The organism is Larkinella humicola, from assembly GCF_008727875.1.
In the GTDB taxonomy this organism is placed as follows: Bacteria; Bacteroidota; Bacteroidia; order Cytophagales; family Spirosomataceae; genus Larkinella; species Larkinella humicola.
In genome coordinates, this window is sequence record NZ_VTWS01000002.1 from 426,102 (window position 1) to 452,774 (window position 26,673).

Genomic DNA, 26,673 nt, shown 5'->3' on the forward strand with positions numbered 1-26,673 from the left:
TCATTTCGGAACCGGCAGGGTCACGTCAAGTGCGAGCGGCTGGCCGAACTGCGGCATTCCGTCGGAGGTCCATGTAAATTTTTGCGCCCGGGGTGATCGATTGGTGCCGCAACCCTGCCCCGGTTCGGGGTTGGCGTGGTACAAAATCCAGTCTTCCGTGCCGTCGGGCGATTTGAAAAAGGAGTTGTGCCCGGCGGCATTCGTTCCCGAAACGTTCACGGCTTTAAAAACCGGCTGATTCAGTTTGGTCCAGTTCCGGGTGTCCATCAGGTCTTTGTCACCGTCGATATACAGCATGCCCAGGGCGTAACTGTCGGTCCAGCAGCCGCTGGCCGAAAACACCACAAACAGGCGGTTGCCGTGCGTCAGGGGCTGCGGCCCTTCGTTGACGAGCACCACCGGCTTGTCGTCTGGCCCCGGTTTCGGAATCTTGCCGTCCACTTCCCAGGCGTAGGTCGGCGACGAAATGCGGACGCGCTGGCCCGTCGCCGTCCAGGGGTTTTCCATCTGGCACAGGTAAATGTCCTGTTCTCCATTTTCGTCCCCTTCCCAGCCCGACCAGGTCAGGTATAGTTTGCCTTTGTGCTCAAAAACCGACCCGTCGATCGCCCATTTGTCGTCGGGTGTTTTAATCTGGCCTTTCATCGTCCAGGTGCCCAGCAAGGGATCGGCAGAGTCATTTTCCAGCACCCACAGGCGGTGGTTGCGGTTTTGACCATCATCGGCGGCAAAAATCAGGTACCATTTCCCCCGGATAGAATGCAGTTCGGGTGCCCAAATCTGTTTGGAATAGGGACCCGATGCCGGGGGTGTCCAGACGATTTTCTTCTCAGCGGTTTTCAAATCCGCCAGCGAACGCGTTTTCCAGAGCGTCAGGTTGCGCCCGGTGGTGTGCGTGTAGTAATAAAACCCGTCTTTGTGAATGCTCCACGGATCGGCCCCCGACGGCAACAACGGATTGGACAAGGTTTGGCTAAAGCCAATTGACGCCCAGAGCAGGAATACGAAAAGAAGTATTTTTTTCATCTATGCAAATGCCCAAAGGGGTCAAAATGGCAGTAGTCCATTTATTTTTTCAGGGCGGTGGAATGGTTGTAGTTACAAAACTAACCCCGGAGGGGTAGAATGTTAATCGTTACGCTAACAGGAAAGAAATTTAAGCTCCGGAGGAGCGTCCTACCCTTTGAGGACGCTCCTCCGGAGCTTGGAAAAATACGGGGCGCTGTTCCCTATTTACATTTTATCCCTCCGGGGTTCATACGTACCATTGATGTTCTTTCCAAGAATGCTTCAATACCCTTTCGACAACTCAACCTGGTTTTCCAGCGGTTTTCCGTTGATAAACCGGTTCAGATTCTGAAAAAACAGGTCTACTTTCCCTTTGTCTTCCGTCGCCTGCCCTCCGCCTGTGTGCTGCGTCAGAATCACGTTGGGCATCTCCCACAGCGGGTTGTCGAGCGGAAGCGGTTCTACTTCGGTTACGTCCAGCACCGCACCGGCTAATTGTCCACTTTGCAGGGCGTCGATCAGGGCCTTTTCGTCGGTCGTGCTGCCCCGGCCAATGTTGGCATAAACACTACCGGTTTTCATAGCCGCAATCAGCTCCGCCGAGAAAAAACCTTTGGCCGTTCCGGGTAAGCAGTTGACCACCAGATCGGTTTCGGGAAGAGCGGCTTTCAGTTCTTCGGGTGTGTGGAGTTCGGCTTCCGGATTGGTTCGGGCCAGAAATTTAACCTCGCACTGAAAACCGGTTAGCATTTGCCGAACGGCCTGCCCAATGGTTCCCGACCCCAGAATGATCACTTTCTTGTTTTTGAGTAAACCCAGTTTAAAACGCAGCGGTACACCCACCCATTTCTTCTGCGTTTGCAGCACCGCCAGTCCGTGAATATCCCGGTAAAACGCGATGATCCCGGCCACAATCGTTTCGGCGCAGGGCCAGGCGAAATAATCGCCCATGTTGGTCACCGGCGCGTTGAGCTGAATATTTTTATACCCGTCGAACCCGGCAGAATCTAACTGCCACCATTTCAGATTGGTACCGCCCGAAAACCAGGCCGGGGGCGGGTTGCCCAGCACCAGATCGGCGCGTTGAAAAGCCGCTGGCTGTTCGCTTTCGGGAAGGTCTTTTTTGAAAATTACGTCATACTGATCAGGCAGTTGTGCACGGAAATACGCTTTATCGGACTCGTTCAAGGGGGTGTTTACAAAAACAATCATGCCAGCGGTGTTAGGTGTATGAGGGTAAAAGTAATCAATCCCCTTTTTTTACTTCGACAAAACTACCTTCTGGTGCCGCACCGGTTGCCCCTCGCGCATCAGCCGGATCAAATAAACGCCCATCGGCAGGGTTCCCAAATCCAGCGTAGCTTCCGTATGTGCCTGCACCGCCTGCCGGGTCGTCACGGGTTGACCGAGCAGATTCATGACCTGAACGACGCCGTTGTTGGGCGACTTAACCCGCAAAAACCGGTCGGTCGGACTTGGATATACCCACGGCAGCCTGTCTTCTTCGTCTTCAAGACCCGTAATGATCACTTTCTCCGACGTGTTGCGAAGATACCGGACCCCACCGGCGCTGGTTCCGGCCAACACATCCGCCAAACCGTCGTCGTTCAGATCGGCAGCCGTCAGGGCCAGATTAGCGCCGGGCGTAGTCTTGTCCGTGGTCTGGGTAATCTCGTTGATCACCAGCGTGGAGTCCAGCAATACCATTTTGTCGGTGGGTTTTTCCGGCAGTTGGTAGAGCCGCAGGCTGCCGTCGCGGGTGCCGGTCAGCAGTTCGGGGCGCTGGTCGCCGTTGAGATCGATGACGACAATAGAGGGGCTGGTCGCGCCAGGCACCACGTTGATCTGTCCGTAATTCTGCTGTTGTAGCTCATATTTGGGTGCCGTTGTCGTGCCGGTATTGCGGTGATACTCAATCGTTCCGTTCTGTTTTCCGATCAGCAAGTCGGTTTTTCCGTCCCGATCCACGTCATACCAGGTCGGCAGGTCGATCACGCCCAGGCGGTCGGGCGTCGGGATTTGCTGCACCTTGGTCGGGTCGAGTTGAAAAGCCGCTCCCCGTCCGGCCTGATTCAGAATGTAGCGGATTTCCGGTGCGCGGTTGATCGAATTCCCGGTAAAAATCAGGTCGAAGCTGTTGTTTCCGTCGATATCAGCCACGGCCACTTTCAGGTCCGTCAACAGAAATTGCTCCGACAGTTTCAGATAATCCGTCGTTCGCAGTTCAAAAACCGGTTTGCTTTTGGTGCCGGTATTTTCGAAGTGCGCGATGCTGGCCCGGTAGCCCGTGGCGGACCGAACGCCCGCATTGCCCACCAGCAGATCCATGTCGCCATCGCCGTCGAGATCGGCCAGAACCGGAGTCGCTCCTTCGCCCAAATCAATCATGTCTTCCTGCAAAAAACTCTTGCTGACATACTGAAAATTGGGAAGTTGATTGGTTCCGGCATTTTTATAAAACCAGTTGGATGCCCGGTAATCGATCAGGTTGCCTTCATTCCCGTACGTATTGGGCGAGGCAACGAGGTCTTTAATCCCATCAAAATCAAGATCTTCGGCGTAAAGGGCCGGAAAAATATCGAAAGAAATTGGAGTGACCGCCGGAAAGCGGCTGGTCGACGTAATGAAACGGGCCGAAGCACCATTGCCACCGACGTTGGTCAGCATCGAAACGTTGGGACAGGTGACGTGGGCCGTCAGCAAATCTTTGTTGCCATCGCCGTCGAGGTCGATCACAAGCATGGAATTTCCGTTGTGCTTCACCCGCGCGCCCGAATTGTCGCCCCCGGTTTCGTTGCCGACGTAGACACAATCCAGTCCGAAAATGAATTCGTCGCAGTGATCGTCGCTTTTGAAATTGCCCCAACAAAATCCGATTCGCTTGAAATCCAGGCCATTCGGGTCGTTTTTCCGCTCGACGCTCATGTTCTGGTACAGATTCGCCGTTCCTCCGTTGATGTCGTAGGTCAGAATGTCGATGTCGCCGTCGTTGTCGGCATCCAGAATCGCCGGGATGTCAACCGAGTTGATGTATAAATTCAGCGTACCGGAAAGTCCTTCGTGATAAACCGGGTCGGCAATGGTTTTCCACGACAATTGGCCATTTGCCGAGGTATTTTGCAGAATCCGAAGCCCGCCGTTGGTGTGCGTAAAGAGGTCTTTTTTGCCGTCGTGGTCGTAGTCGGCCAACAGCATCCAGGTACCGAACGTAATGGCCGGAAACTGTTCCTCATACTGCGGAGCATACCGCCAGACGTAGCTCGCATCAGCCTGTCTTTCAGCTACAAAGGCCATAATTCGACTGGTCTGCCGGTCGTATACCACCAGGTCTTCAACGGTATCGGTGTTGAGGTGGAGGGTGGAATATTGCGCCCCGTTGGTGCCACCCGCCCACGGATTAGCCAGGTTCCGGCCCACGATTTTGACGGTAGCCCCGGCCTCGTAGCGAAAGGAAAAAGAACCGCTGGTTTGAGCCCGCGCGATTTGAAGAATCAGAAAACAAAGTACGGTAAACAGCTTTTTCATGTAACTTTGGCTCATTAACCGCGTGTAAGCGGCCGACTAGGAGGTCGTGCGGTTAACTGATAACGAACAGACTCATAACGTTGGTTTACTTCTTTCCGGAAAATGGTTATATCCATTCCTGAATTGTACGATCGCTTCCGCGAATGCGCGGGCGTATCGACTGATACCCGTAAAATTACAGAAGGTTGTCTGTATGTCGCACTCAAAGGCGAGAAGTTCGACGGAAATTTATTCGCGAATGATGCGCTGGAAAAAGGCGCACGTTACGCCCTGGTCGATACGCCGGAACTGGCGACCGACAGCCGGTATTTGCTGGTCGACGATGGCCTTACGGCGTTGCAGGAACTGGCTCGCTACCACCGGAATACGCTGACCATTCCCGTTATCGGCCTGACCGGTTCGAACGGAAAAACGACCACCAAAGAACTGATCGCCAGCGTCGTGTCCCGCAAATACCGGACGTATGCGACGCAGGGAAATCTCAACAACCACATTGGTGTGCCGCTCACTTTGCTGGCCATCGATGCGGCTTACGAGATGGCGGTCGTGGAAATGGGGGCCAATCACCAGGGCGAAATCCGGCTTCTCTGCTCCATCGCCCAACCGACGCACGGCATGATTACCAACGTCGGAAAAGCCCATCTGGAAGGGTTCGGGGGCGTTGAGGGGGTGCGCAAAGGCAAAGGCGAGCTGTTCGATTTTCTGGCCGAAACGGGCGGAACGGTTTTTATCAACGCCCACAGCCCGGTTTTGATGGAGATGGCGGCCGAACGGCTGTTCCGCGAGGCTGTTTTTTACCAGCTCACCGGTCAGTACGAGATCCTCAGCGACAATCCGGTGGTATATAAAGACGAGGTCGGTCAGGTCATCACCACGCATCTGCCGGGTCGTTACAACTTTGACAATATGGCGGCCGCGCTCTGCATCGGGAAGTTTTTTGGCGTTCCGGCGGAGGAAGCGAACGAAGCGGTGGCGGGGTATAATCCGACCAACAACCGCTCGCAGTTCATCCGGAAAGGCAGCAACACCATTTTGATGGATGCCTATAACGCCAATCCGAGTTCGATGGCTGCGGCCATTCAGCACTTTATGAAGCAGGATGCCGCCCATAAAGTCGTGATTCTGGGCGATATGTACGAGCTCGGACCTGAAAGCCCCGCCGAACACGCGGCTTTGGGCGAGTTGATTGCCCAGGGGAAATTCGACACCGTGATTCTGGCCGGGCAGGACATGCGGTATGCGCTGAGTGCGTTGCCGAAAGCGTATTATTTCCCCGACAAATTTTCGTTACACAACTGGATTATGGACAATCCGTTTCAGGACACGGCCATCTTGATCAAAGGGTCGCGCGGCATGGGGTTGGAGTCGGTTGTGCAGTTTTTGTAAGGCACCAAAATTGACAAGGCATAAAAAACAGCCCACGGTTTTAACCGTGGGTTACAACGAAACAGCGGACAACCACAACAACCGTTTTAACGGTTTTGGCCATTGACCACGGAAAAAACCGTTAAAACGGTTAGCGTAAAGTAGGGAATTACAAACCTACTCCACGGTTTTAACCGTGGGCTTATACAAAAAAGCGAATGCCATTTTTGTTTTATTCCTAAATGATCCTTTATGAAAAAATACCCGCTCCTGTTTCTGTTAACCGTTGTTATTCAATATATTGCGCTCGCTCAGGAAGTCGTTCCTTTTGAAAACGAGATCAAGGCTTTTGAGGAACAGGACCGTAGCGCGTCGCCCCCCCAGGATGTGATTCTGTTTACCGGCAGTTCGTCCATCAAGCTCTGGCAAACCCTCCAGGCCGATTTTCCGGACAAGAAGGTGCTCAACCGTGGTTTTGGCGGTTCCAAATTGCCCGATGTCATTTACTTCGCCGACCGCGTGACGGTTCCTTACAAACCTAAACAGATTGTGATTTACGCCGGCGAAAACGACGTCGCCAGCGGCACCGTGACGGCTCAGGAAGTGCGCGACCGGTTTGTTACGCTGTTTACGAAAATCCGGAAATCGTTGCCCAAAACGCCCATCGTTTTCATTTCGATGAAGCCCAGCCCGTCGCGCCGGAAGTTTTTACCGGTTACGATGGAAGCCAACGACCTCATTAAGAACTACATTGCCAAACAAAAACAGGCGCAATACCTCGATATTTATACGCCCATGCTCGATGCCAACGGCCAGATCCGGGGCGAACTGTTCCGGGCCGACAGCCTGCACATGAGTCCGAAAGGCTACGAAATCTGGACGGCTAAACTGAAACCGCTCCTGAAGTAAGAAGGATTAAAACCAAACGCATTGACCAGTACCGCATTGATTAACACCGCATCCCTGGAAGAAATTTTTGAAGCGTTCAATTCGCTCCGTGTCCTGATCGTCGGCGACGTGATGCTCGACTCCTACGTCTGGGGTCGCGTGGATCGGATTTCGCCGGAAGCGCCCGTGCCGGTTGTAACCGTCCAACGGCGGGAATTACGGCTGGGCGGGGCCGGTAATGTGATTCTGAATGTCCGGGCGCTGGGTGCCGAACCCATCATTTGCTCGGTGATTGGAACCGACGAACCGGGCGACCGGCTGATCGGTCAACTCCAGGAAAGCGGCTTATACTGCGACGGACTGATTCGGAGCGATTCCCGCATGACCACCATTAAGGAGCGGATCATGGCCGGTTCGCAGCAGGTGGTTCGGGTGGATACGGAAACCGATCAATACATCTCCGAATCGGAACGGAATCTTCTGATTGCGAAAGCCAAAGAGCTAATCCCGACGTGTCAGGTAGTTATTTTTCAGGATTACGACAAGGGTGTTCTGAGCCCGGAAGCCATTGCCGAAATTACGGATTTTGCCAACGAACAGGGTGTTCCGACGGTGGTGGACCCAAAAAAACGGAATTTTCTGGCCTACCACCACACCACGCTTTTCAAGCCCAACCTGAAAGAATTGAAAGAGGGGCTTAAAATTGACTTCGATGTAACGAAAACCGGTGAATTTCAGGCGGCTATCGACCAGTTGAAAGCCCGAATGAGTCTGAAAGGGGCGTTGATTACCCTCTCGGAGCGGGGCGTTTTTATCGATTTTCAGGGCGAAATTCACCGGTTTCCAGCCCACATCCGCCAGATTTCGGATGTGTCGGGCGCGGGCGATACCGTCATTAGCGTGGCGGCCTGTTGCGTGGCCCTCGGATTGGCGCCCCGTTTCATCGCCGGTCTGTCGAATCTGGCCGGAGGACTGGTCTGCGAATCGCTCGGCGTCGTACCCATCAACAAGCAACGGCTGAAAACGGAAGCCATCAAGGAAGCATTATTGTAAACCGATGGAAGTTCAAAAAGAAAACTACACCATTTCGACCGATCCGGCGCGGCTTCAATTTGAGGTCATTTACGATTTTCTAACCAATCGCTCCTACTGGGCCACCGGCATCAGCCGCGAAACGCTGCAAAAGCAACTGGACCACACAACCTTGCATTTTGGCCTCTATGATGGTGAAAACCAAATTGGCTATGCCCAGGTGTTGACCAATTTCACGTCCTTCGCCTACCTCGGCAACGTTTTTGTGCTGGAAGACTACCGTGGACAGGGACTGTCGAAGTGGCTTATGGCGACTATTTTGGCCCATCCTGAGTTGCAAGTCATCCGGCGCTGGCTCCTGGCCACCCGCGATGCCCACGGGTTATACCGGCAATTCGGTTTCACGGAACTCACCAAACCGGAAACCATGATGGAGAGATTCGACGATTCGGCCATTCGGCGGTAACGAAACGCTACCCGTTCTCTTCTTTTAACTTTTCCCGGGTTTCCTTGATTGCTTCCTCTACGGAATGCGACTTGCGCAGGTCACTGGTTTTTTTGGTCAGTTCCGCCATGGTGCAGTAGTGCCGGTACAAAACTGCCAGTTCTTCTTCACTCAGGTCTTCGCTGTCAATCAGGCGATTGCTGGCGCCTTTGGTCGCGGCAATGAGTTCATTGAGTTTAAGCTGAACAGAGAGCGACTCTTTATTTTGCGCTTTCTGAATCACAAAAACCATCAGAAACGTAACAATGGTGGTTCCCGTGTTGATAATCAGTTGCCAGCTTTCCGAATAATTGAACAAAGGGCCGGTGATGCCCCAGATCAGCACAGTTGCCAGGGCCATTACAAAAGCCATCGACGAACCAGTTGCTTTGGCGACACCCAATGAGAACCGCTCAAAAAAGCCTTTATTGGAATGCGAAGTCGTTATCTTTTTCATGAACTAACTGTTTAAGGTATATCCTGCCGAGCCTGCTTTTAGTTAAGCCCGAACGTACCCCCTAAACGAGGGAGTTGGATGATATACCTCAATCAGCCGGTTTTTGTTTGAGAAGATGAGTGTAGCGATTCACGTACCCGCTCATCGGTTCCGGTTGGTCAGGCCACTTACTCCGCCTACCCTGCCTGTCTTCTGATTTCGTTGATGTAATCGTCGGTGTAGTCTTTGCCCCGGTTGTTGTGGTACCGCCACACCACCTTGTAATTAAAAATCACCGCGACCGGCTGAATCGTCTTCTCCCTGGCTCCTTGCTCCAGGAATTGAATCGCTTCTTCTGAGGTATCGAACGGTTGAATTTCCGCTTCGGAATGCCGGGTAAATACGGCGTCGGCTTTCTTCTTCTCGCTCATGCGGTGAATTCTTTTACGGTTTCGATAAAATACTTAACCTTCTGCGGATCGGTATCGGGATAAACCCCATGACCCAGATTGGCAATGTACCGCTGCGTTCCGAAAGTCTGCAGCATCTTCGTCACTTCCGCTTTGATCTGACCATAATCGGCATACAAAACACAGGGATCGAGATTGCCTTGCAGGGTTTTGTCCGGAATCAACTGCCGCGATTCGGCCGCGTCCATGTTCCAGTCCAGCCCCACCACCGAGCAGCTCAACTGCCCGATTTCCTGGCGGGCAAAAAAGGCGCCTTTCGCAAAAACCGTTACCGGAACGCCGGTGGTTTCGGCCAGGGCATCGCAAATCTGTTTGATGTAAGGCAATGAGAACGTCCGGTATTGATCGGGCGACAAAATGCCTGCCCAGGAATCGAAGATTTGCACTAAATCGGCACCCGCCCGGATTTGAGCTTTCAGGTAATCAATGGTGCTATCCGTAATTTTTTGCAGCAAAGCGTGCGAAAAGGCCGGATCGGCATACAGCAATTTCTTCGCCACTGAGAAGGTTTTGGAGCCTTTGCCTTCGGTCATGTAGCAAAATATCGTGAACGGCGCCCCCGCAAAACCGATCAGCGGAACCCGGCCTTTTAACTCTTTTTTAACGATTTTGATGGCATCCAGCACATAGGCCAGATCGCTCTCGGCATCAGCAACCTTGATGCGATCCAGCTCCTGCCGATTGCGAACGGTCTGCGGAAAAACCGGTCCCCGTTGCTCGGCCATTTCGTATGGCAACCCCATCGCTTCCGGGATTACGAGAATATCCGAGAAAATAATAGCGGCATCAACCCCCAGAATATCAACGGGTTGAATGGTAACTTCGGCAGCCAGCTCCGGCGTTGTAGCCAGTTTGATGAAGCTCCCGGCTTTCTCCCGAACCGCCCGGTATTCAGGCAGAATCCGGCCCGCTTGCCGCATCAGCCAGATGGGAACACGTTCTACGTTTTCGCCACGGGCGGCCCGTAGGAACAGGTCATTTTGTAAAATCATGGTGCAAAGATAGTCGGGTTAACAGGTTATTTCGCAGAGTTGAGCGGAGTTTAAAGGAGTTTCGCAGAGAAAAAACTTCGCTGAACCCTTTTAAACTCCGCTCAACTCTGCGAAACAATAAATAACTCAAAACACCGCTATTTTTATCAAACAAACGTTTGGTAAAAATAAAACAACTCTTTACCTTTGCACCATGCCAGTTCAGAAAGTCACGCGGGAGGAAATTTTGCAGAAAGCCATGCTGGTTTTCAAACGGCAAGGCTACCACCGAACCACGATGGAGGATCTGGCGCAAGCCTGCGGTTTGTTAAAAGGCAGTTTTTACCACTACTTTCGCAGCAAGGAAGTCCTGATGAACGAGGTGCTGCTGTATTTCAATGCGGTTAACGAAAAGCAGCTTTTTTCGATTGCTTATGATGAAGATAAGCCTCCGAAACAGCGGCTGGAACACCTGCTCGATGCCTTGTTCAACGGCATTGTGCGGTCGGAAGGGGGTTGTCTGATGGGTAATACGGCGCTGGAAACGTCTTTAGTCACCGAAGCGTTTACCGAACCGTTGCGCGTTCATTTTAACAATGCGCTGGCGGCTCTCGCACACCTTTACCGGACAAACCATTCACCGGAAAAAGCGCGTGAGCTGGCCGAACAGGCTACTGCCGAAATCCAGGGGTCTCTGGTCTTGGTGAAAGTGTTTGGGAACGAACACGTATTGACCGACTGCCGGAATCGCGCCGTCGAACGTCTGTAAAATCACCTCAGGCCGTGATTGACAGGCGGTTAAAAAAACTATTACCTATTAAAAGACCGGATGAATGAATCCGGATGATCAAATGAAAAGAGTCGTCGTAACGGGATTAGGGGCTTTAACGCCCATTGGAAATACCGTAGAAGCATATTGGAACGGACTGGTTCAGGGGCGCAGCGGGGCGGCTTTGATCACCAAATTCGATGCCACGCTGTTTAAAACCAAGTTTGCCTGCGAGGTAAAAGGCTTCGATCCGCTCCAGTTTCTGGATAAAAAAGAAGCCCGTAAAATGGACGAATACAGTCAGTATGCGCTGGTGGTGGCCGACGAAGCCGTCCGGGATGCAAATCTGATTGAGGATAAAGTCGACCAGAACCGCGTGGGCGTGATCTGGGCGTCGGGCATTGGCGGGATGTACAGCTTTCAGGAGGAGGTCATTGCCTACGGCGCCAGTGGCCGGAATCCGCGCTTCAATCCGTTTTTTATTACCAAAATGATCGCCAACATGGCGTCGGGCCTGATTTCGATCCGCTACGGTTTTCGGGGTGTCAACTTTGCGCCGGTTTCGGCTTGTGCCTCTGCGACGCACGCCCTGATTGATGCCTTCAACTACATCCGGTTGGGCAAGGCCGAGGTGATCATCGCCGGGGGTTCGGAAGCGGTCGTCACGGAAGTCGCCGTCGGTGGGTTCAACGCCATGAAAGCCCTGTCGGAACGCAACGATGACCCCGCTACGGCATCGCGTCCGTTCGATGCCAACCGCGACGGTTTTGTACTGGGTGAAGGGGCAGCCGCCCTTGTTTTGGAAGAATATGAACACGCCAAAGCACGGGGTGCCAAAATCTACGCCGAACTGGTGGGCACCGGTGCCACCGCCGACGCTTACCACATGACGGCCACCCACCCCGAAGGACTGGGGGCCACGCTGGCCATGAATGAAGCCCTGCGGGAAGCCAACCTAAAACCGGAAGACGTTGACTATCTGAACGTTCATGCCACCTCAACGCCGGTCGGTGACCTCAGCGAAGCCCAGGCGATTCAGAAGGTATTTGGGCAGAATCCGGCACGACTCCACCTGAGTGCCACCAAATCGATGACGGGACACCTGCTCGGAGCCGCCGGAGCCATCGAAGCCGTTGCCGGTATTCTGGCGATCCAGCACAACACGATTCCCCCCACGATCAACTTGCAGGAGCGCGATGAACGCATCAGTTCGGACCTGAATCTGACCCCCAACGTGGCCGTTCAAACGCCGGTTGATGTGGTCATGAGCAACACCTTCGGCTTTGGCGGACACAACGCAATTGTGGCCTTTCAGCGGGTGTAAGATCACCTAAACAACAAAACCACGACAAAACCTGTAAGGTCTTGAAGACCTTGCAGGTTTCTGAAACTTCCTATATCTCCTAATATTTCCTAATTTCACCCAAATTAGGAAATATTAGGAGATGCCAGCCATCGAAAAAGACCTCAAGAAAGAAATTCTGAAACTGCCGCCGGGCGAGAAAGACAAGTTGTTGCTGCGGCTGATTGCCAAAGACAAGGACCTGGTCGAACGGTTGCATTTTGTGCTGATCGAGGGCGAAACCACGACCGAGGAACGGCGGCACAACCTGAAAGAGAAAATTGCCGAAACCGCCCACGGACATTACACCCACCCTGACGGCTGGATGTTGAAAGCCCTGCGCTCGCTTACCTCTGCGATTGCCCACCACGTCAAAATCACGAAGGACAAGTACGGCGAAGTCGAACTGAATATCTACATCCTGACGGCTTTCTTCAACGTTCAACCGAGCCTTTTTGCCCATCTGAACCACCACAACCAGAACTCCTGCGCCTTTGTGGCCAAAAAAGCGGAGACGATTTTGAAAAAACTCCAAAAGATCGATCCCGATTATTACATCGAATTTGAAACCGATGTCAACCAGGCACTCGATTTCATTTATACCCACGGGCCGGGGCTGTATGCCCGACAACTCGGCCTGCCGAAACAGTGGAAACCCTAGTGTCGAGCGTTAGAAATTCGCGGTAAAAACCGGGCGGTTTTTAGGTCTGATAACCAACAGAAGGATAACACCAGCCAGAATGGCCGGAATGCTCAAAATCTGACCCATGTTAAGCACCATAGAATTCTCAAAATCTTCCTGACTGGTTTTCAAAAATTCGACCAGAAACCGGAAGCTAAACAGTAGGATCAGAAAGATGCCGGTTATAAAACCGTTGGGAAGTCGATAGCGTTTCTGCTTCCACAAGGCGAAGGTCACCGCGAGCAAAAACAGGCAAAAAAGCGACTCGTAGAGTTGCGTCGGATGGCGGGGGACGAGGGGCAGCAAGGCCGGGTCGGTTTCGCGAACAAAAACAAAACCCCAGGGCAACGTGGTCGGTTTTCCATAAATCTCGGAGTTCAATAAATTCCCCAGCCGAATCAGCGCTCCACCCAAGCTCACGGCAATCACCAACCGATCGACGACCCATAAAAAAGGCTGATCACTCCGCTTTCGACTATACAAATACAGTGCTGCGGGAATAGCAATCGCTGCTCCGTGGCTCGCCAGTCCTTCAAACGGTAAACTCAGCATGGATTTTAGCCATCGACCGGGCTGAGCAACGAGTAACTCCCACTCGTAGAACAGGTAATGGCCCAGCCGCGCACCAATCACCGTTGCCAGCACGACATACAGAATCAGAATTTCCAGGTCTGCAACCGGTTTCCGGTCCCGTTTATAGATGTAACGCATCACCAGTTGACCACCTAAAAAACTGGCCGCAAACAACAACCCGTACCAGGCAATCGGCCATTCGACCCCAAAAATAGCCAGGGTGTAAATTCGGGGATCAAAGTCCCAACTAATAAATCCCAATACGTGAGGAAGCATAGAAATCAGGAGGTTAACAGCCCGTGGTGATGCCCACTAAAAAAAGGCTGACGCAAAAATTAAGGGCCGCGTGTTGATACGGTTTATACCACGGATAGACGACAGTTTTCGATTGAATCAGGCGCAGAAGATCCTCCTCGCTCCACCGGGATTGTTTGCCCACCTGATCCTGATAGGCATTCCAGATCGGTTTCAAGTCGTCGGTATTCATAACGGTTCTTTTTTTAATAGCTGACCCAACCGGGTTTTAATCCGATTGATTTTCGTACTGACATTCGTTCGACTCATCGCCAGAATTGCCGCCATTTCCTTGTAACTGTGTTCGTCCAGGTAGAGCATGATTATGGCTTTATCAACGTCTGACAACTGGCTAATGGCCTGATACAACGCCTGCGTTAATTCATTGTCAACTTCCGACGACGGAAGTTGAAACTCCCGCTCCGAAAATGGCACACGCTCGGGTTGTGCTTTCTCCTTCCGGATTCGGGCAAAAACCGTGTTAAGTGCTACGCGGTAAATCCAGGTGGAGACTTTGGACTCGTGATTAAACGAAGGATAGGACTTCCAGAGTTGCAGTACAATTTCCTGAAAAAGATCCTTTCGGTCTTCCGGCAACCGATAGTACAGGCTGCAAAGGCTGTGGATCAGCTTCTGGTGTTGTGCAATGAGCTGCACAAATTCCTGTTGTATGGATGCTTTGGCCACAGACGGAGTCAACAAATGGATTCAGGGTATTAGTTGCCGAAAGTCTGAAAAAGTCACACGCAGCCTGACTTTTTTTAATTGACCCCTTCCAAACCTGACAAGATCTTCGCAACAATGCCTTCTTCTGCACTGATTTCCAGTCGTTTGTGAGGATTGGTAAAACCGGAAACAATTTCAACCGAAGATTTAGAGATTCCGAACTGACGCGCCAGAAATTCGACCAGATACGCATTGGCCTTGCCATCCTGCGCCGGTGCTTTGATTTTGGCATTCAACTGCCCGGCCGCGTCAAAAAAAAGTTTATCGATTTTGCTGCCGGGTTTCACTTTCAGATGCAGCACCATAGACGAACGGTTACACGTTAATTTTATAATTTATTGCTGCTTCATCGCCGGTTTTGCCCCGAAAGCCCCAGTTGTGGGCCGGACTTTCCAGAATGCAGATTTCAATATCGGCCAACGACAGGCCGGTCTGCTGGGTGATGCGCTCAAAAAGCAGGTTGATCAGTCTCTTTTTCGTCTCCATCGTCCGGCCTTCAATCATCAGAATTTCGATGATGATGTACTTTTCCGAGCGACCTTCCGGCATGAAAAAATCCTCCGGTTCAAGATACAAAAACCGGTGGGCACGTTTGTTTAGCGGAAATTGCAGCGCATCAACCACACAGGAATGAATCACATCCGACAAGGCATTTCGGATGGCCCGCAATGGTTCCTGAAGACCGTAAATCTTGACCTGGCTCATGGTGACGGACAAGAGAAGTTAGAAAAGAGACAAAAGAAGTACACTCAAAAAACCGTATTTCTTTTAATACACAAACGTTCCGACTTCGCTCTGAATGGTTACGCGCTTTCCTTCAAACGCTTCGACATGACCAATAATCCGGCCTTCGATGCCGAACTGACCGGCAATGTCGATCACGCGCTGGGCGTTCGCTTCGGATAGGTAGATTTCCAGCCGGTGGCCCATGTTGAACACCTTGTACATTTCCTGCCAATCCGTGCCGCTTTCCTGCTGAATCAATTCAAACAAAGGCGGTATCGGAAAGAGATTGTCCTTTATAATGTGCAGGTTATCAATAAAATGCAGCACTTTGGTCTGCGCTCCCCCGCTGCAATGTACCATCCCGTGAATATGAAAACGCAATTCGTCCAACAGGGCTTTCGCAACGGGTGCGTACGTCCGCGTTGGCGACAGAATCAACTGCCCAACGTTCAAACCGGTCGCATCAACCGGGTCCGTTAATTGCTTCGAACCGCTGTAAACCAGGCTCCGGTCCACGGCGGGGTCAAAACTTTCGGCGTATTTGTCGGCCAGATAATGCCCCAGCACATCGTGCCGCGCGGAGGTCAGACCGTTGCTGCCCATGCCGCCGTTGTAGGTTTTTTCGTAGGTCGCCTGCCCGAACGACGCCAGGCCGACCACCACATCCCCGGCCTGAATCCGGTCGTTGCTAATGACTTCATCCCGGCGCATCCGGGCAATTACCGTGCTGTCGACAATGATCGTTCTGACCAGATCGCCTACATCGGCGGTTTCGCCCCCGGTGCTGGAAATGTCGATACCGTGTTGCCGCAGCATCGCCAGCACCTCTTCGGTCCCGTCGATAATTTCAGCAATGACTTCGCCCGGAATGAGGTTTTTGTTCCGCCCAATGGTCGACGACAACAGCATCGGTCCAGTAGAACCCACACAAATCAGGTCGTCGGTATTCATCACCACGGCGTCCTGCGCAATGCCCCGCCAGACCGACAGATCGCCGGTTTCTTTCCAGTAGAGATACGCCAGCGACGACTTGGTTCCGGCACCATCGGCGTGCATGATGGTGCAATAGTCCGGGTCACCTGCCAGCGCATCGGGAACAATCTTGCAGAATGCCTTGGGAAACAATCCCTTGTCTAAGTTGGCAATGGCTTTGTGAACGTCTTCTTTGGAAGCCGAAACACCCCGCTGCGCGTAACGATCAGTTGGTTGGTTCATTGGTTATTTTAAAACTTCGACGGTATTCAATTCCGGGCCACCGCCGTGGTTGGCCGATCCGGCCAGAATGTAAATGCTATTTTTGTAGACCACCGCCTGCGTACCGTGCCGTCCTTCGTTCAGTTTCGGCCCCGACGTCCAGCGGTTGGTTTTGGGGTCGAGAATTTCGGCCTGGTTGTGCGACAGCAATTGTTCGCTTTCACCTCCAATCACCCACACTTTGTTGTCTTTCGTCACCGCCGTGCTGCCCGCCCGCAGCGTCGGGAAGTTGCTTTCGGCTGGCAGCGTTTCCCATTTGCCGGTTTTGAAATCATAGACATCCACTTCCGGCATGGTCGTGTCAATCACATGCCCGGTTTTGGCCGACGAGCGCCGTCCACCCGCCAGGTACATTTTGGTTCCGACCACGGCGGCACTGATGTGATCACGCGAACGGGGCGCATCGGCCAGTTGTTTCCAGGTATTCGTTTTCGGATCGTATTCGTCCAGTCGGGAAACGTGGCCGTCGAAATGGCCGTCGATGATGCCGCAAACCATGTAAATCTTGTCGTTATACACCACCACGCCGGCCGATCCGCGCAGTTGGTCTTTCGGAATTTCCGGCCCTTTGCGCCAGACGCCGGTTTTGGGGCTGTAGATATAAATGTTCGGAATGGGCGTTTCGTGCGGGTATTTCCCCTCAAACGCGCCCATCACGTAGATTTCGCCTTTGTAGTTAATGGCCTGAAAATGGTTCATTTCCACCGGTGGCGTCGGCAGTTTTTTCCACATCAGGGTCTTGAGGTTCAGCGCTTCCAGTGGTTTCATGCCGCGACCGCCGATGGCATACAGACTGTCGCCAACGAGGGCGGCTGCGTTTTCGTGGCGCTTTTCACACTCATTTTTGTACTTGACCTGCTCCCAGGTTTGAGCCACCACCCAGGAATGACTCAGAAGCATCAGGACGAAAAAGGCAAGGCGTTTTTGGTTCATAACAATTGGTAGTTTTAAAATTATGGTTTACGGTATTCGGTATTCAGTTTACGGTTGGCTGACGCAAGCTATTGTTCTTGCGTCAGCCAACCGTAAACTGAATACCGAATACCGTAAACTATTTATCTTCCTCATACACAATCCCCGCTTCGGCCCGCACGGCATCCAGCAAACCGATCAGGTTCAGGCTGTCGTCGAGCGACCACACCGGACTTTCGGTTTTCTTCTGCCGCAAACAGTCCGAAACGTGTTCGGCTTCGTAATCGTAACCCCAGGTTGTCCGGGCAAAGGTAAATGTTTGCGGCTCGCCATCGGTGGGTTGGTGAACGACGGAATCCCCTTCGTGGAAGCGACCGGGTAAATACAGATTTCCGGTTTCGCCGTACAGCACCGCGTCGGTTTCGGTTTTCGATACCACCGTGCTGTTCAAAACCGCCAGTTGGTTTTCGGAGTAGGTCAACACCATGCCGCATTGTTCATCTACCCCCGTTGAACCAAAAACCGCCGTAGCTTTAATCGCCTGGGGAATGCCTAGAAATACGTACGACAAAAATAGCGGATAAATCCCAATGTCCATCAGCGAACCACCGCCCAACGCCTTGTTATACATCCGTTTTTCAGGAACGACGGGCGCGATAAACCCAAAATCGGCCCGCAGACCTTTCACGCGCCCAATCGCCTGATTTTCGGCCAGTTCCCGGGCTTTCTGCACCGACGGCATAAACCGGCTCCAGAGGGCTTCCATCAGAAACACCTGCTTCGACCGCGCCGTTTCGACCATCTGCCGAACCTGACCGGCGTTCATGGCAAACGGTTTTTCGCACAAAACCGCAATACCCGCATTCAGGCACAGCAGCGTGTTTTCGAAGTGGTGATTGTGCGTCGTCGCAATATAGACCACGTCCAGGCCCTCGCAGGTCAGCAGGTCTTCGTAGGAACCGTAGGCGTGTTTGGCACCATATTGGGCCGCAAACGCATCGGCCCGCTCCTGGCTGGTGGAAGCCACCGCCAGCAGGTCGACATCCGGAACGGTTTGGAGATCCTGAACAAATTTATGGGCAATCCGGCCCAGGCCGAGAACACCCCAACGAATCACGGCCATAAGCAGGGCAATTGAATCATTTTGGGAACAACTGTAGACCAAATGTACGGCATCAGGGGTTATAGACAAGAAGCCATCGTATTTTTGCCTATGACTTTCTTTAAAATCAGCCTTCTGTTCGGCCTCTTTTTACCCCTGACGGGCCACGCTCAGGCCGTTCCCGCAGACACGTTGAAACCGGCCACGCCCGTCGACTCGGTCGCATCAGATTCCACCGCCCGCCTGAAAAAAGAGGAAGAAGCCAAGGCGGCACCGGTCGCAGCCAGCGATCCCACGGGTTTTCACTACAAAATTACAGCCGACGGCACCGTGACCGCCGGGAACGTCAACCGGGCGTTGATTCAGGTTGGCGGAGCGTTCGACTGGGCGGTGAGTCAGCTTTTCCGGTTTGCCAGCAACCCGTCTTTTGCCTACGGGCGCCAGAACCAGCAGTTGAATGAACGGGAAATTCTGGCCGATTTTCGCACGACTTACCTCCACGAACGCAAGTTTTATTACCTCGGTTTTGGGGCCGTCGAAATCAGCAACCTCCGCAAAATCCACCAGCGGCTCACCGGCGGAGCAGGCATTGGCTACAAACTGCTCAGCCGCAAGAACGCCTACCTGTCCGTTACCAATGTGCTGCTGTACGAATACACGGATTTCATCACCAACTCGGTTGAGGTGCAGGATGTCAATGTGTTACGAAATTCTACGCGGATTTTTGGGGAATATCAGTGGGATCAGGGACGGTATTCGATCAGCCATACGGTTTTTATGCAACCGGCCCTCAACCAGCCCAACCTCCGCTGGAACGGCAATCTGGCTTTCCAGATCCGGCTGACCTCGCTCATCGGCGTTCGCACGGCGGTTCAGAATTCGTATGAAAGTGTCGTGGCCGCGGGGCGGAAAAACAACGATTTCCGGTGGACAACGGGTCTGGTCCTGGAGGTAAAATAACAGGTATTGTTGGTAACCACCCGCAAACCGCTTATCTTTTCCACTTTCGTGAACTCACCCACACTATACGTAACAGCCCCCACAGGCCCATTTTCATGAATATGAACCAATCCTACACGGACTACCTGCAGCACACGTCGGCTTCGGCGCGGCCTTTTCCGGCGGCCTGTCTGGAAGTGTTTTTGCTCGACCAGGCTCAGGATCGTCAACACCGGCGCGAAGTGGACAGACTGAACGAATTCGCCGAGGTTTTTGACTGGAAACTTACCCGCGACTACGAGAAAGCGCTCGTCGAAGGCTACACCGTCATTGTTTCGAACGCAGCCCGATCGATTCTGTGGGTCAGCCACCGGTTTCTGGCCATGACGGGCTATACGCCTACGGAAGTCATTGGGCGTTCCCCCCGGTTTTTACAGGGGCCAGACACGGACCCCGCCCGAATCCGTGAACTATCGAACGATCTGGCGCTGGCCCAACCTACAAAACGTACCCAACCCATTCTTCAACAGCTTGTTAATTACCGAAAAGGCGGTTCGCCGTATCTCTGCGACATTGAAATTGACCCGATCTGGAACAGAAAGGGGGAACTAACCCACTACATTGCTCTCGAAAAAGAGGTGTAACAGACGGGGCAAAACCGCTTATTTTACTTCAAAAACCGCCTTCCCAACACCCGGTCGGCCGTCGGTCGATGCGCCTTCGGCCACCACCCGAACCCGGGTGCGGGCGTCGGAAGCAAAGAAAGCAATCTGCGCTTTTCCGTCGTCTCCGGTTTGAATCATCGGCGCCCAGTGCAGGGTCGCCCGGAAATCCGGCCGGACGTGCTCGGGTTTGGCTTCGTCGTAGCGCGGGGCATAAAACGCCCGGACGGCCCGATAGCCCGGCACCACCGCCACCAGCGTTCCGGGCGACTTGTCCTTGGTATAGTCATAATCCGGCGATCCGCGTTTGGTGTAGACGGCAATCGCGCCACCACTCGCCCGGCTGCCGAAGATCGTGGCCGAAGCGCCTTTCAGCACGTCGATGGACTCCACATCATACACCGACACCGTCAGGATGCTCTCTTTGGAAACCGGCATGCCGTCGATGAGAAACAGCGGTTCGACCACCCCCGCAAAATTGGCGGCACCGCGAATCTGAACGGTGGGATTCATGGCACTGCCCGACACGTTGACGCCCGCAACCCGCCCCCGCAGCATGTCCAGCACCGTCATGGCTCCGCCTGTCATGGTTTGATCCACTTTGATGGTATTGCTGGCCTGCCCGTAAATTTTCCGGGAATCGGTGGGCGCTTCCCGCTTTTTACGAACCGTCACTTCTTTCAGTAAAATCTCCCGGTTTCGCCGGATTTGGGCTTCAATTTCCTGGTATTCCTTCACGTGTTTCAAGTAATCGGCCAGTTCATCCCGCTGGAAAACCAGGGGATTGTACGGTATTTTCGTCAGCTTCACCGTGGGTTTAACGAGGTTGTCGAGTTGAATTTCCACATTCCGGTTGTTTTTGCCCATCACCGCCTGAATCATCACCCGCGTCGAATCCTGAAACGACAGGCCGTATACGCCGAAACGACCGGTCTCGTCCGCTTCGCCCGACAGGATGTCACGGCTGCTATCGGGCTGCATCACCAGCACCGTCAACGTGACTTTGCCGGGCGTTTTCTGGTTGGGCCGAACCACCCGACCCGACAACGTCAGCCCCTGTTCAATCAGATGCTGCGGAGCCGGATAGGTTTCCTGCAGTACCTCTTTCCAGACAAACCGACGCCAACCCTGCGTCATCATCAGCACATCCAGATCCGGCAACCGCTCTTTGTTCGCGGGATCGAAATAATAACCGGGTTGCTCCACGCTGCCTTTCAGGTCGGAGTTGAGCAACAGATGCGACACCAGATCGGCGGCATACGGTTCTTTCTCCAGCACCTGACCAGCATCAGTGGCCGCCAGCGAAAGGTTGGCCCGGGCCGGTTTTCCCGACTCATCCGTTACGGAAACGTCCAGCTCCACTTTCTCGCGCGGACTGAACGTGGGTTTTGATGGTTTCACCTGAATGGTCAGGCGGTTATTTTTTTCGATAAAAATGAGTCGCTCACAAACCGGCTGGTTGGCTTCGTCGAACAAGGTCAACTGCGAAATGCCTTCCGGGAACAATTGCCGGGGAATCTGGACCACGACGGACTTTTTCGTGACCTCCCCCTGCGCGGCCTGAACGGCTTTCCCCCGCGATTGTGCAATCACGGTAAACCGCCCCTGAGCGCTGGCCGGTTTATTGTTTCGGACGTAGATGCGCACATTTTCGCGGTTGGTGATGTTATCGACCACCATCAGGTAGCCTTCCGGCTGGGCGGCTGGTAATGGGTATTGATGGGTACTGCCATCGCCGAGTTTAACAAAAGCCGTATAGGTCTGGCCGGTTTCCGGTTTGATCGAAAAATACCCCATGCCGAGGTGTTTGGTCGAAAAACCGGTGACGGTATCACCCGCCGAACTCAGCACGAAACCGGATGTTTCCAGCCCTTTTCCCGCCGGACTCACCGTTTTGAAAGCCACCCGCCCCTCTATTCCGTTCACCAACTGCCCGCCTTCCGGAAAAAACTGCACATCCGGTTGCAATGAGCCCGGTGAAGTGGTCATGGCCTGAACAGGTCCGACGTCGGTCCGTAACAGCGTCAGCGGTTTGCTGAAAAAATAGTCTTCCGGAAAGTTCTGCATCCAGCCCGTGTAGGCCCGCAGCAGGTACGCGCCCGACGCCAGGGAGTCGCCCAGGGCAATATCACCGGTGGCATAACCGTTTTCTGCTTTTAAAATTCGGTGCACCACCACTTTCTGGCTCTCGATTTGCAGCAGATCCACATACAGAACCTTGCTGACAGAATCGGCCAGGTGCGACGGGCCATCGAACAAATAGCCTTTCAGCCAGATCGTCTCGCCAACGGTATAATACGGTTTATCGGTCTGAACATAGACTTTTTCTTTCGGAAAAGCCGTGTTAAACGCCTGTAACCGCTCGACCAGGTAGACCGGAAACGTGTCATCGGCCAAACTGAATGCCAGCAAAACCGATGCGGCTACGAACCATCCGAGACGTCGAAACGAAGCACTTAGTAGATTCATTTAGTAGTTTTTCGAAATAATGTGGTAAAAAAACAAATACTCGCTCATAAATTAGCAATCTTAACGGCCACTAACCCTAAATAATGACAAAGCCCACTCTTAAAACCGCGCTTGTTGTTGGAGCGACTGGTCTTGTTGGAAATGTACTAACCCATCGCCTGCTGGATTCTTCAGCCTACGAAAAAGTGAAAGTGTTGGTTCGCCATTCGTTAGGGTGGCAACACCCCCGTTTGCAGGAAATCCAGTACGATTTTGACCATCCGAATGGTTTGCTGGTGCAGGCCGACGACGTTTTTTGCTGCCTCGGCACCACCATGAAAAAAGCGGGTTCCAAAGATGCCTTTCGAAAAATTGATTACAAATATCCATTAGACGTTGCGCAACGGGCTTTGGTCAACCGGGCGAAGCAATTTTTTTTAGTTTCGTCGATGGGAGCCAATCCGGATTCGTCGATTTTCTACAACCGCGTCAAGGGTGAACTGGAACGTGACCTGGCCGCCCTGAACTATCCGGCCCTGTTTATTTTCCGGCCTTCCCTCCTGCTCGGCGAACGCAACGAATTCCGGCTCGGCGAACGCATTGGGGAAGGCTTGATGAAGCTGCTCAATCCGCTGATTCCCGCCAAATACAAAGGCATCCGGGTGGAAAGCGTGGCCAACGCCATGTTTCAAAAAGCCCAGGAAGGACTGACCGGGAAGCACATCATTGAATCGGATCAGTTGCAGAATTTTTGACCTATGTACGCTCCTTCCCTGATTCGGTACGGCCAGACCGAGCCGCTGCCGGAACCCCGTATGCTCCGCGCCGGACCGCTGACGATGCAGTATGAACACGGTTTTCTCCGGTATATCCGCCTGGGCAACCACGAAGTTCTCCGCCTGATCTACCACGCCGTCCGCGACCCCAACTGGGCCACGGCCCCGATGGTGATCGAAGACGAAATCATTGACCAACAGACCGATTCGTTTCACGTTCGCTATACGAGCGTTTGCCAAAATGAGACTGTCCACCTGCGCTGGCAATGCGAAATCATCGGCGAACCGGACGGAACAATCCAATTCAATATCGACGGTGAAGCCCTCGCCGACTTCCAGCGCAACCGCGCCGGTTTCTGCATCCTGCATCCCATTCCCGAATGTGCCGGCCAACCCTGTACCCTTACGCACCCCGACGGCAGCCAGACCGTTGCTCCATTTCCGGAAGGCATCAGCCCCCACCAGCCGTTTCTGAACATTCGGGAAATGCAGTGGCCGATTTCCAACGACGGCTCGGCGGTTTTGTGGTTTGTGGGCGATGTGTTCGAAACCGAAGACCAGCGCAACTGGACCGATGCTTCGTATAAAACGTATTGTACGCCCCTTTCGCGTGCGTTTCCGGTACTGCTTCAAACCGGTGATACCATCCAGCAGTCGGTTGAACTTCGTCTGGTCGGTTCGTTTGCCAACCCGCTGGATGTTGAACCCAATCCTTCCGAAACCGCTCTTGGCTTTGAGTCCAAAACGCTTCCTCTGCCCGTCATCGGGCTGGGCGCCAACCCGGAAGCATTGACGGATTCGGCGGTGCACCTGCTCAAAGCAGCCCGCTTCCATCACCTGCGCGTGGAGGTTAACTTTCAGCACCACGACTGGCACGGAACTTTCCGGAAAGCCGTCGGCGATGCGGTTTTGCTGGATTTAAAGCTCGAACTGGTTTTGATTTTCAACCAGTTGGCCAATTATGAGCTGTACAGTTTTTTGAAAGAACCGGTCGAGCCGTCGCTGGTCTATTCCGTAACGATTCTCAGTAATTTTGCCAAATCGACCCCGGCGACGCTGCTGCATGAAGTGACGTCGCCCATTCGTCAGGCTTTTCCCGATGCGCAGATCGGGGCCGGAACCAACGCTTTTTTTGTGGCCGTCAACCGGCAAACGCCACCACTCGAAACCGTCGATTTTCTCAGCTACGCCATCAGCCCACAAGCCCACGCGGTCGATCATCTGACGTTGATGGAAAATACCACGGCCCAACCCGACACCGTCCGGGATGCCCGGCACTGGACGCCGAACGTTCACGTTTCGCCCGTTACACTGCGACCTCGTTTTAATCCCGACGCAACCAGCGACGATGCCGATTCTACGAACAATCAGATGCCTTTTTCAACGGATCCCCGGCAAATGGCGCTGTTCGGAGCCGCCTGGACGCTGGCCAGTTTAAAAGGGTTGATTCAGGCCGAAGCGCGTTCCGTTACCTATTACGAAACCGTAGGTGAAGAGGGGATTATTCAGGGCGATTTCCCGTCGGCTTACCCCAACCAGTTCGTTGCCGAAGCCGGTATGGTTTTTCCGTTGTACTGGATCTTTCGATTCGTGAACGGTTTTCGGGAAGGCAGGGTGATGCCGACCACCAGCAGCCAGCCGTTGAAGGTCGAAGCGCTCTGTCTGCAAAAGGACAACAAAGCGGTTTTGATCCTGGCCAATCTGACCGATGAACCGCAAACGGTTTCTGCTCCGATTACCCGAACAGTCGTCGTACGGACGCTGGACGAATCCTCATTCAGGAAAGCCTGTTTTTCGCCGGAATCCTTTCGGGAAGCGTCGGGCGAAAGCCTCATTCCTGAGAATGAAGAGCTGTTGCGGTTTAGCTTACCCCCGTACGCAACGGTTTTTGCGGAATGGGAAATCAGGGCCGTTTAATGTTCAGCCCACGATTGTAATCGTGGGCTGGTATATTTTTTCAGACTAGCCAATTGACCCTGAGCTGTTTTTCGGTTTATCAAAACGCATTTACAATTTCCGCCAGCGAAACGCCCAGCCATTGCCGCGCCATTTTGTCGAGTTGCGGCTCATCGCCCTGGAAGTGCAGCGTCGTGTGCGTATGCGTCAGGCGACCACCGGGCGCGAGCGCAGCAGCGGGCGATGAGCTTTCCAGTTCGTAGAATTTTCCCATCTGCGGCTGGCCCGGTTTCATCGGCCCGTCGTTGTAAGCGTTGGCAACATCCCCCACATACGGTTCTTTCTGAATTTCCCAGGCCGAATTGACGTAGTCGCGGTTGGACGGATCGAACGTAAACGTGACCAGCGTGAGGGTTTGGGAACCGGGATCGTAGCTGCCGAGCCGGTTTTTGACGCGGGCGGGCGGCACCCCGATTTTGCCGCGCGCATTGGCATCGGCCTTAAAGAAAGCCACGCTGTCGTTCACCACCAGCCGCGATGCCGGTATTTTACCAAAATAGCTATCGTTGATGGCCTGCCCATTCCCGATCTGAAAGGGCACCACAATCGTAGCTTCCGGCGACGCGTTGAACATGCCCAGAATCCAGACCGACAACAGCCCTTTTTCTTTCGTCCAGGGCTCTTTTCCGGTATTGATCAGGGTATTGTCGGATTCGACCCCCACGATCTTCAGCGAGTCGTTTAAAGACGCACCCGTTGCGCCCAGAATCTGGCTAATCTGCTCTGCGCCCAACAGCCGGACTTCACGCTCCACGCCGACACTGAACTTTGTCCCGGAATAATTCATCAGTTCAAAGGCTTTCGTAAACCGGGCCGAACGCTCATCTTTCGACGCCAGCACGAACGGTTCGGAGTCGATGGCTGCGGGCGTTTGCCAGTCGTCACCGGTAAATTTTGCACCCGGTTTGAAATAAATGGCAAATTGTCCGCCCTCCGGCCCAAGCCAGAACCGGTCTTCTCCGCCAAACGCATTCATGTGCGGCAGTACTTTCCCCGACTGAATCAGTTCGCGGTTAATCCAGCCGTAGCTCGTTTCGCCATCGGCGGTGCTGGTCATGATCCGTCCCTGATACGCCGGACAGATAAGAACCTGTGATTTACCATCTTGAAGGGTCACTAAATCGGGGTGGTATTGTTGGAGGAAGGCTGCGTCGGAAGCAAACATACGGGTTTGGGTGGTATCGGTTGGGGATGCTTTTTCTTCGCTGGAAGAGGTGGATTGGCAGGACAGCGCGCCCGCCAGGAAGGGTAAAACTACCCAAAGACTCACTTTTTTCATCATTTGGCTTAGGAATCGTCAGAATTTTCCGAAATTAACCACTTCTTATTCACT

At 53.3% G+C, this 26,673-nt stretch carries 27 protein-coding genes; 11 read left to right on the top strand and 16 right to left on the bottom strand.

Features of this window, described 5'->3' with window-relative positions; all coding sequences use genetic code 11:
• The 3 genes from F0P93_RS09650 to F0P93_RS09660 all read right to left on the bottom strand — a co-directional run bounded on the left by F0P93_RS09650 (position 1) and on the right by F0P93_RS09660 (position 4,533).
• The gene (locus F0P93_RS09650) at positions 1-1,026 is read right to left on the bottom strand and encodes a glycoside hydrolase family 43 protein (protein WP_150876160.1); all 1,026 of its coding nucleotides are present in this window, start codon (positions 1,024-1,026) and stop codon (positions 1-3) included.
• Between the two features lie 264 nt (positions 1,027-1,290).
• Positions 1,291-2,220, bottom strand: a complete 930-nt coding sequence (locus F0P93_RS09655; protein WP_150876161.1) for a D-2-hydroxyacid dehydrogenase — start codon at positions 2,218-2,220, stop codon at positions 1,291-1,293.
• 48 nt (positions 2,221-2,268) lie between these two features.
• Positions 2,269-4,533, bottom strand: coding sequence for a T9SS type A sorting domain-containing protein (locus tag F0P93_RS09660; protein WP_150876162.1), 2,265 nt, complete (start codon positions 4,531-4,533; stop codon positions 2,269-2,271).
• A gap of 102 nt (positions 4,534-4,635) precedes the next feature.
• Between F0P93_RS09660 and F0P93_RS09665 the strand changes: the two genes are divergently transcribed.
• The 4 genes from F0P93_RS09665 to F0P93_RS09680 all read left to right on the top strand — a co-directional run bounded on the left by F0P93_RS09665 (position 4,636) and on the right by F0P93_RS09680 (position 8,284).
• Positions 4,636-5,919: a UDP-N-acetylmuramoyl-tripeptide--D-alanyl-D-alanine ligase gene (locus F0P93_RS09665; RefSeq protein ID WP_150876163.1), complete on the top strand. Its 1,284-nt coding sequence runs from the start codon at positions 4,636-4,638 to the stop codon at positions 5,917-5,919.
• Between the two features lie 231 nt (positions 5,920-6,150).
• Positions 6,151-6,807: an SGNH/GDSL hydrolase family protein gene (locus F0P93_RS09670; RefSeq protein WP_150876164.1), complete on the top strand. Its 657-nt coding sequence runs from the start codon at positions 6,151-6,153 to the stop codon at positions 6,805-6,807.
• 36 nt (positions 6,808-6,843) lie between these two features.
• Positions 6,844-7,839, top strand: a complete 996-nt coding sequence (locus F0P93_RS09675; protein ID WP_150876165.1) for a bifunctional heptose 7-phosphate kinase/heptose 1-phosphate adenyltransferase — start codon at positions 6,844-6,846, stop codon at positions 7,837-7,839.
• A gap of 4 nt (positions 7,840-7,843) precedes the next feature.
• Positions 7,844-8,284, top strand: coding sequence for a GNAT family N-acetyltransferase (locus tag F0P93_RS09680; RefSeq protein WP_150876166.1), 441 nt, complete (start codon positions 7,844-7,846; stop codon positions 8,282-8,284).
• Between the two features lie 7 nt (positions 8,285-8,291).
• On the opposite strand, the gene F0P93_RS09685 is transcribed toward F0P93_RS09680, so the two are convergent.
• The 3 genes from F0P93_RS09685 to hemE form a co-directional block, all read right to left on the bottom strand.
• Positions 8,292-8,759, bottom strand: coding sequence for a low affinity iron permease family protein (locus F0P93_RS09685; protein ID WP_150876167.1), 468 nt, complete (start codon positions 8,757-8,759; stop codon positions 8,292-8,294).
• 176 nt (positions 8,760-8,935) lie between these two features.
• Complete coding sequence (locus F0P93_RS09690; protein WP_150876168.1) at positions 8,936-9,169, bottom strand: hypothetical protein; 234 nt, start codon at positions 9,167-9,169, stop codon at positions 8,936-8,938.
• Complete coding sequence (gene hemE, locus F0P93_RS09695) at positions 9,166-10,200, bottom strand: uroporphyrinogen decarboxylase (protein ID WP_150876169.1); 1,035 nt, start codon at positions 10,198-10,200, stop codon at positions 9,166-9,168. Before hemE ends, F0P93_RS09690 begins: the two co-directional genes overlap by 4 nt.
• A gap of 193 nt (positions 10,201-10,393) precedes the next feature.
• Between hemE and F0P93_RS09700 the strand changes: the two genes are divergently transcribed.
• From F0P93_RS09700 to F0P93_RS09710, 3 genes are all read left to right on the top strand, one after another.
• Positions 10,394-10,948, top strand: a complete 555-nt coding sequence (locus F0P93_RS09700) for a TetR/AcrR family transcriptional regulator (RefSeq protein WP_150876170.1) — start codon at positions 10,394-10,396, stop codon at positions 10,946-10,948.
• Between the two features lie 82 nt (positions 10,949-11,030).
• Positions 11,031-12,272 carry a beta-ketoacyl-ACP synthase II gene (gene fabF, locus F0P93_RS09705; protein ID WP_229315680.1) on the top strand — a complete coding sequence of 414 codons (1,242 nt, stop codon included), beginning with the start codon at positions 11,031-11,033 and terminating at the stop codon, positions 12,270-12,272.
• Positions 12,273-12,393: 121 nt separating this feature from the next.
• On the top strand, positions 12,394-12,951 hold the full coding sequence (locus tag F0P93_RS09710) for a hypothetical protein (RefSeq protein WP_138989743.1): 558 nt from the start codon (positions 12,394-12,396) through the stop codon (positions 12,949-12,951).
• A 9-nt stretch (positions 12,952-12,960) separates the two neighbouring features.
• On the opposite strand, the gene lgt is transcribed toward F0P93_RS09710, so the two are convergent.
• The 8 genes from lgt to F0P93_RS09750 all read right to left on the bottom strand — a co-directional run bounded on the left by lgt (position 12,961) and on the right by F0P93_RS09750 (position 18,580).
• Positions 12,961-13,821 carry a prolipoprotein diacylglyceryl transferase gene (lgt, locus tag F0P93_RS09715; protein WP_150876172.1) on the bottom strand — a complete coding sequence of 287 codons (861 nt, stop codon included), beginning with the start codon at positions 13,819-13,821 and terminating at the stop codon, positions 12,961-12,963.
• 13 nt (positions 13,822-13,834) lie between these two features.
• Positions 13,835-14,032 (bottom strand): hypothetical protein, encoded by a 198-nt coding sequence (locus tag F0P93_RS09720; protein ID WP_150876173.1) that lies wholly within the window; start codon positions 14,030-14,032, stop codon positions 13,835-13,837.
• Positions 14,029-14,541: an RNA polymerase sigma factor gene (locus tag F0P93_RS09725; protein WP_225309428.1), complete on the bottom strand. Its 513-nt coding sequence runs from the start codon at positions 14,539-14,541 to the stop codon at positions 14,029-14,031. The genes F0P93_RS09720 and F0P93_RS09725 overlap by 4 nt, the downstream gene beginning before the upstream one ends.
• 59 nt (positions 14,542-14,600) lie before the next feature.
• Positions 14,601-14,870, bottom strand: coding sequence for a DUF167 domain-containing protein (locus F0P93_RS09730; protein ID WP_150876174.1), 270 nt, complete (start codon positions 14,868-14,870; stop codon positions 14,601-14,603).
• 10 nt (positions 14,871-14,880) lie between these two features.
• Positions 14,881-15,270, bottom strand: coding sequence for a tautomerase family protein (locus tag F0P93_RS09735; protein WP_150876175.1), 390 nt, complete (start codon positions 15,268-15,270; stop codon positions 14,881-14,883).
• A gap of 63 nt (positions 15,271-15,333) precedes the next feature.
• Complete coding sequence (locus F0P93_RS09740) at positions 15,334-16,506, bottom strand: AIR synthase related protein (protein ID WP_150876176.1); 1,173 nt, start codon at positions 16,504-16,506, stop codon at positions 15,334-15,336.
• A 3-nt stretch (positions 16,507-16,509) separates the two neighbouring features.
• Complete coding sequence (locus F0P93_RS09745) at positions 16,510-17,478, bottom strand: Kelch repeat-containing protein (protein ID WP_150876177.1); 969 nt, start codon at positions 17,476-17,478, stop codon at positions 16,510-16,512.
• 118 nt (positions 17,479-17,596) lie between these two features.
• Positions 17,597-18,580 carry a Gfo/Idh/MocA family protein gene (locus tag F0P93_RS09750; protein ID WP_310587996.1) on the bottom strand — a complete coding sequence of 328 codons (984 nt, stop codon included), beginning with the start codon at positions 18,578-18,580 and terminating at the stop codon, positions 17,597-17,599.
• 90 nt (positions 18,581-18,670) lie between these two features.
• Here F0P93_RS09750 and F0P93_RS09755 point away from each other — a divergent pair, with 90 nt between their 5' ends.
• Both F0P93_RS09755 and F0P93_RS09760 read left to right on the top strand, forming a co-directional pair.
• Positions 18,671-19,519, top strand: coding sequence for a DUF481 domain-containing protein (locus F0P93_RS09755; protein ID WP_150876178.1), 849 nt, complete (start codon positions 18,671-18,673; stop codon positions 19,517-19,519).
• A 101-nt stretch (positions 19,520-19,620) separates the two neighbouring features.
• Positions 19,621-20,142, top strand: coding sequence for a PAS domain-containing protein (locus F0P93_RS09760; RefSeq protein WP_191908769.1), 522 nt, complete (start codon positions 19,621-19,623; stop codon positions 20,140-20,142).
• An 18-nt stretch (positions 20,143-20,160) separates the two neighbouring features.
• On the opposite strand, the gene F0P93_RS09765 is transcribed toward F0P93_RS09760, so the two are convergent.
• Positions 20,161-22,629, bottom strand: a complete 2,469-nt coding sequence (locus F0P93_RS09765) for a TonB-dependent receptor plug domain-containing protein (protein WP_150876180.1) — start codon at positions 22,627-22,629, stop codon at positions 20,161-20,163.
• Between the two features lie 83 nt (positions 22,630-22,712).
• Here F0P93_RS09765 and F0P93_RS09770 point away from each other — a divergent pair, with 83 nt between their 5' ends.
• Both F0P93_RS09770 and F0P93_RS09775 read left to right on the top strand, forming a co-directional pair.
• Complete coding sequence (locus F0P93_RS09770) at positions 22,713-23,363, top strand: oxidoreductase (RefSeq protein ID WP_150876181.1); 651 nt, start codon at positions 22,713-22,715, stop codon at positions 23,361-23,363.
• Between the two features lie 3 nt (positions 23,364-23,366).
• Positions 23,367-25,301, top strand: a complete 1,935-nt coding sequence (locus tag F0P93_RS09775) for a D-apionate lactonase family protein (protein WP_150876182.1) — start codon at positions 23,367-23,369, stop codon at positions 25,299-25,301.
• A 79-nt stretch (positions 25,302-25,380) separates the two neighbouring features.
• On the opposite strand, the gene F0P93_RS09780 is transcribed toward F0P93_RS09775, so the two are convergent.
• Positions 25,381-26,622 carry a DUF6786 family protein gene (locus tag F0P93_RS09780; RefSeq protein ID WP_225309429.1) on the bottom strand — a complete coding sequence of 414 codons (1,242 nt, stop codon included), beginning with the start codon at positions 26,620-26,622 and terminating at the stop codon, positions 25,381-25,383.
• Positions 26,623-26,673 lie beyond the last annotated feature (51 nt).